At 66.8% G+C, this 3,205-nt stretch carries 3 protein-coding genes; all 3 read left to right on the top strand.

What is annotated here, in order from left to right; translation table 11 throughout:
• Window positions 1-106 precede the first annotated feature (106 nt).
• Window positions 107-586 carry a GNAT family N-acetyltransferase gene (locus AC3XYG_RS18260; RefSeq protein WP_489141279.1) on the top strand — a complete coding sequence of 160 codons (480 nt, stop codon included), beginning with the start codon at window positions 107-109 and terminating at the stop codon, window positions 584-586.
• Between the two features lie 82 nt (window positions 587-668).
• Window positions 669-1,697: a glycoside hydrolase family 3 N-terminal domain-containing protein gene (locus AC3XYG_RS18265; protein WP_489141280.1), complete on the top strand. Its 1,029-nt coding sequence runs from the start codon at window positions 669-671 to the stop codon at window positions 1,695-1,697.
• 87 nt (window positions 1,698-1,784) lie between these two features.
• On the top strand, window positions 1,785-3,205 hold a 1,421-nt coding region (locus AC3XYG_RS18270; RefSeq protein WP_489141281.1), incomplete at its 3' end, for an ABC transporter substrate-binding protein.

The following is a 3,205-nucleotide window of genomic DNA, read 5'->3' on the forward strand; positions in this document are numbered from 1 at the left end:
TCCCACCCCTCCCCGCCTTCCATATTGACGCGGCGGCGTTCCAGGCCTTAGCTGTTGGAACGCAATAACGGTACACGTATCGTAATTGTGGAATAAGGGAGGGGATATGACCGATCTTCTGGTCAAGCTGTACGCATTGGAGGCGCCGACGGCGTCGCGCGCCGCGATGGACGCGGCCGGCGTCACCATCCGGCCCGCCATCGGCCCGGAGAAGCGGCCGGTCACCGATTGGGTGGCCAAGCATTTCAGCCAGGGCTGGGCCAGCGAGGTCGAGGTCGCCTTCGCGCACCAGCCGATCGGCTGCCTGGTCGCGGTCAAGGACGGCGTGCTGCTGGGCTTCGCCTGCTACGACGCCACGGCCCGCGGCTTCTTCGGCCCGACCGCGGTCGATCCGGACCAGCGCGGCAAGGGCATCGGTGAGGCCCTGCTGCGCGAGACGCTGGCGACCATGCATCACCAGGGCCACGTCTACGCCATCATCGGCGACGCCGGCCCGATCGCCTTCTATGAAAAAATCGTCGGCGCGATTCAGATTCCGGGTTCCACTGGTGGTCTATACCACGGCATGATACGCCCCGAGGCGTAACACGTTCCGCAGTACCGTATGATCCGGGGACGGCCGGCGGCAGATCTGGCCCGCCCCCACCGCACATGGGAGGTTTTCAGACGTGACCGCAGCTTCTGCGTCCAGGCCGCTCGCGCTCGTCCTCGGCATCCAGCGCCCGTCGCTGTCGGCCGACGAGCTGGCTTTCTTCCGCGAGGCGAACCCCTACGGCCTGTTCCTCGGCCGCCGCAACATGAAGGACCCGGCCCAGCTGCGCACGCTGTGCGCCGCCTTCCGCGAGGCGGTGGGCCGGCCCGACGCGCCCGTGCTGACCGACCAGGAGGGCGGCCGCGTCTCCCACCTCGATTCCGGCGCCTGGCCGATGTTCCGCAGCTTCCGCTCCTTCGGCCGGCTGGCGGAGAAGGATTTGGAGGCCGCCAAGCGCGCCGTGCGCCTGTCGTCGATCGCCATGGGGCGGATGATGCGGGATTGCGGTCTGAACAGCGCCTGCTCCCCGGTGCTTGACCTGCTGATGCCCGGCGCCGACGCGGTGATCGGCGAGCGCGCCTTCGGCGAGGACCCGCAGATCGTGACCGCGCTGGGCCGCGAGGTGGTGGACGGCTTCCTCGAGGTCGGGCTGATGCCCGTGATGAAGCACATCCCCGGCCATGGCCGCGCCACCGAGGACAGCCACAAGACCCGGCCGGTGGTCGAGGCCGATGCCGCGACGCTGGATGCCACCGACTTCCTGCCCTTCGCCGCGCTGAAGGACACGCCCTGGGCGATGGTCAGCCACGTCGTCTACAGCGCCTTCGACCCCGACCGCCCGGCCTCGGTCTCGCCGGTCATCACCCAGGAGGTGATCCGCCGCCGCCTGGGCTTCGACGGCGTGCTGATCTCCGACTGCGTGTTCATGAATTCGCTGCAGGGCGAGGTGCATGACCGCGTCGCCCAGGTGCTGGACGGCGGCTGCGATATCGCCCTGCACTGCCATGGCGAACTGCCGGAGATGCAGCGCGCCGCCGCCCGGGCCCGGCCGCTGGACGATGCCGCCATCGCCCGGCTGGATGCAGCGGAGCGCCGCCTGGGCGCGGCCGCGGCCGATATCCCGGCGCTGCACGCCGAGGTCGAAAGCCTGCTCGCCGCCGCTTGATTGTATCGACCGTCTGACTTTGCCGACCCGCCGGCCCGCAACCAGGGCCGGCGGCCCAACCAAACAATAAACATGGAGGCCAAACAGATGATGCATCGCGCACCGGCCCTGTTGCTTGCCGCCGCCCTGCTGGGCGCGTCGGGCACCGCCGCCTATGCCCAGTCCGTCCTGTCGATCCATATCGAGGAAGAGACCAGCTGGGTGCGGAACTTCAACCCGTTCAACCGCACCTCGTACCGCCAAAGCACCATGGATTTCATCTATGAGCCGCTGGTGGTGCTCAACAAGATGCAGGGCAACAAGCCCTATTACCGCCTGGCCAAGGCCATGACCCTGGCCGACGACCTGAAGAGCGTGACCTTCGACCTGCGCGACGGCGTGCTGTGGTCGGACGGCCAGCCCTTCACCGCCGACGACGTCAAGTTCAGCTTCGACCTGGCCAAGAAATTCCCGGCGCTGGACTTCAGCAGCATCTGGGACGTGATCAGCGACGTCACGGTGACCAGCCCGACCCAGGTGAAGTTCACCTTCAAGACTGCGACCGCGCTGGGGCCGGAAAAGCTGATCGAGATGCCGATCATCCCGCAGCACGTCTGGAAGGATGTCGCCGACCCGGTCACCTACCTGAATGAGAACCCGGTCGGCACCGGACCGATGACCGAGGTCACCCGCTTCACCACCCAGGTCTATGAGCAGTGCCGCAACCCGCATTACTGGGACGCGGCGTCGCTGAAGGTCGATTGCCTGCGCTTCCCGCAGATCGGCAACAACGACCAGGCGCTGGCCGCCGCCAATGCCGGTGACCTCGACTGGTTCGCCTCGTTCCTGCCGGACATCGACAAGACCTATGTCGCCAGCGACAAGGACCATCACGGCTACTGGTTCCCGCCGGGCAGCCTGGTCGCGGTGATCATGAATTTCGAGAGCCCGAACCCGGCCCATCGCAAGGCCTTCGACAATGTCGATTTCCGCCGCGCCGTCAGCATGGCGATGGACCGCGATGCCATGGTCAATGTCGCCGGCTATGGCTACCCCACGCTGAACGACGATCCCGGCACGCTGGGCAAGCGCTTCGAAAGCTGGGCCAATCCGGAGGCCCGCACCCAATACGGCCAGTTCACCAAATATGACCTGGAGGCGGCCAAGGCGCTGCTCGACAAGGCCGGCTTCAAGGACAAGGACGGCGACGGCTTCCGCGACACGCCGGATGGCGAGAAGCTGTCCTTCGACCTGATCGTGCCGAATGGCTGGACCGACTGGATCAGCACCGCCCAGATCGCGATCGAGGGCATGAACGAGATCGGCATCGACGTGAAGCTGGCAACGCCGGAGGGTGCGGTGTGGCGCCAGGGGCTGCTGGATGGCAGCTTCGACATGGCCCTGAACTCCTGGTACGTCGGCGCCACGCCGTACTACCAGATCGACGACGCCTTCAACTCGCGCAACAAGGGCAAGACCCGGTTCTCGGCGCAGCGCTTCTTCGACCCGAAGCTGGACCAGCTGCTGGC

It is taken from the genome of Inquilinus sp. (assembly GCF_057815775.1).

Coding starts and splice junctions, on each gene's coding strand:
- AC3XYG_RS18260 (WP_489141279.1), top strand. CDS start 107: ATGACCGATCTTCTGGTCAAGCTGTACGCATTGGAGGCGCCGACGGCG.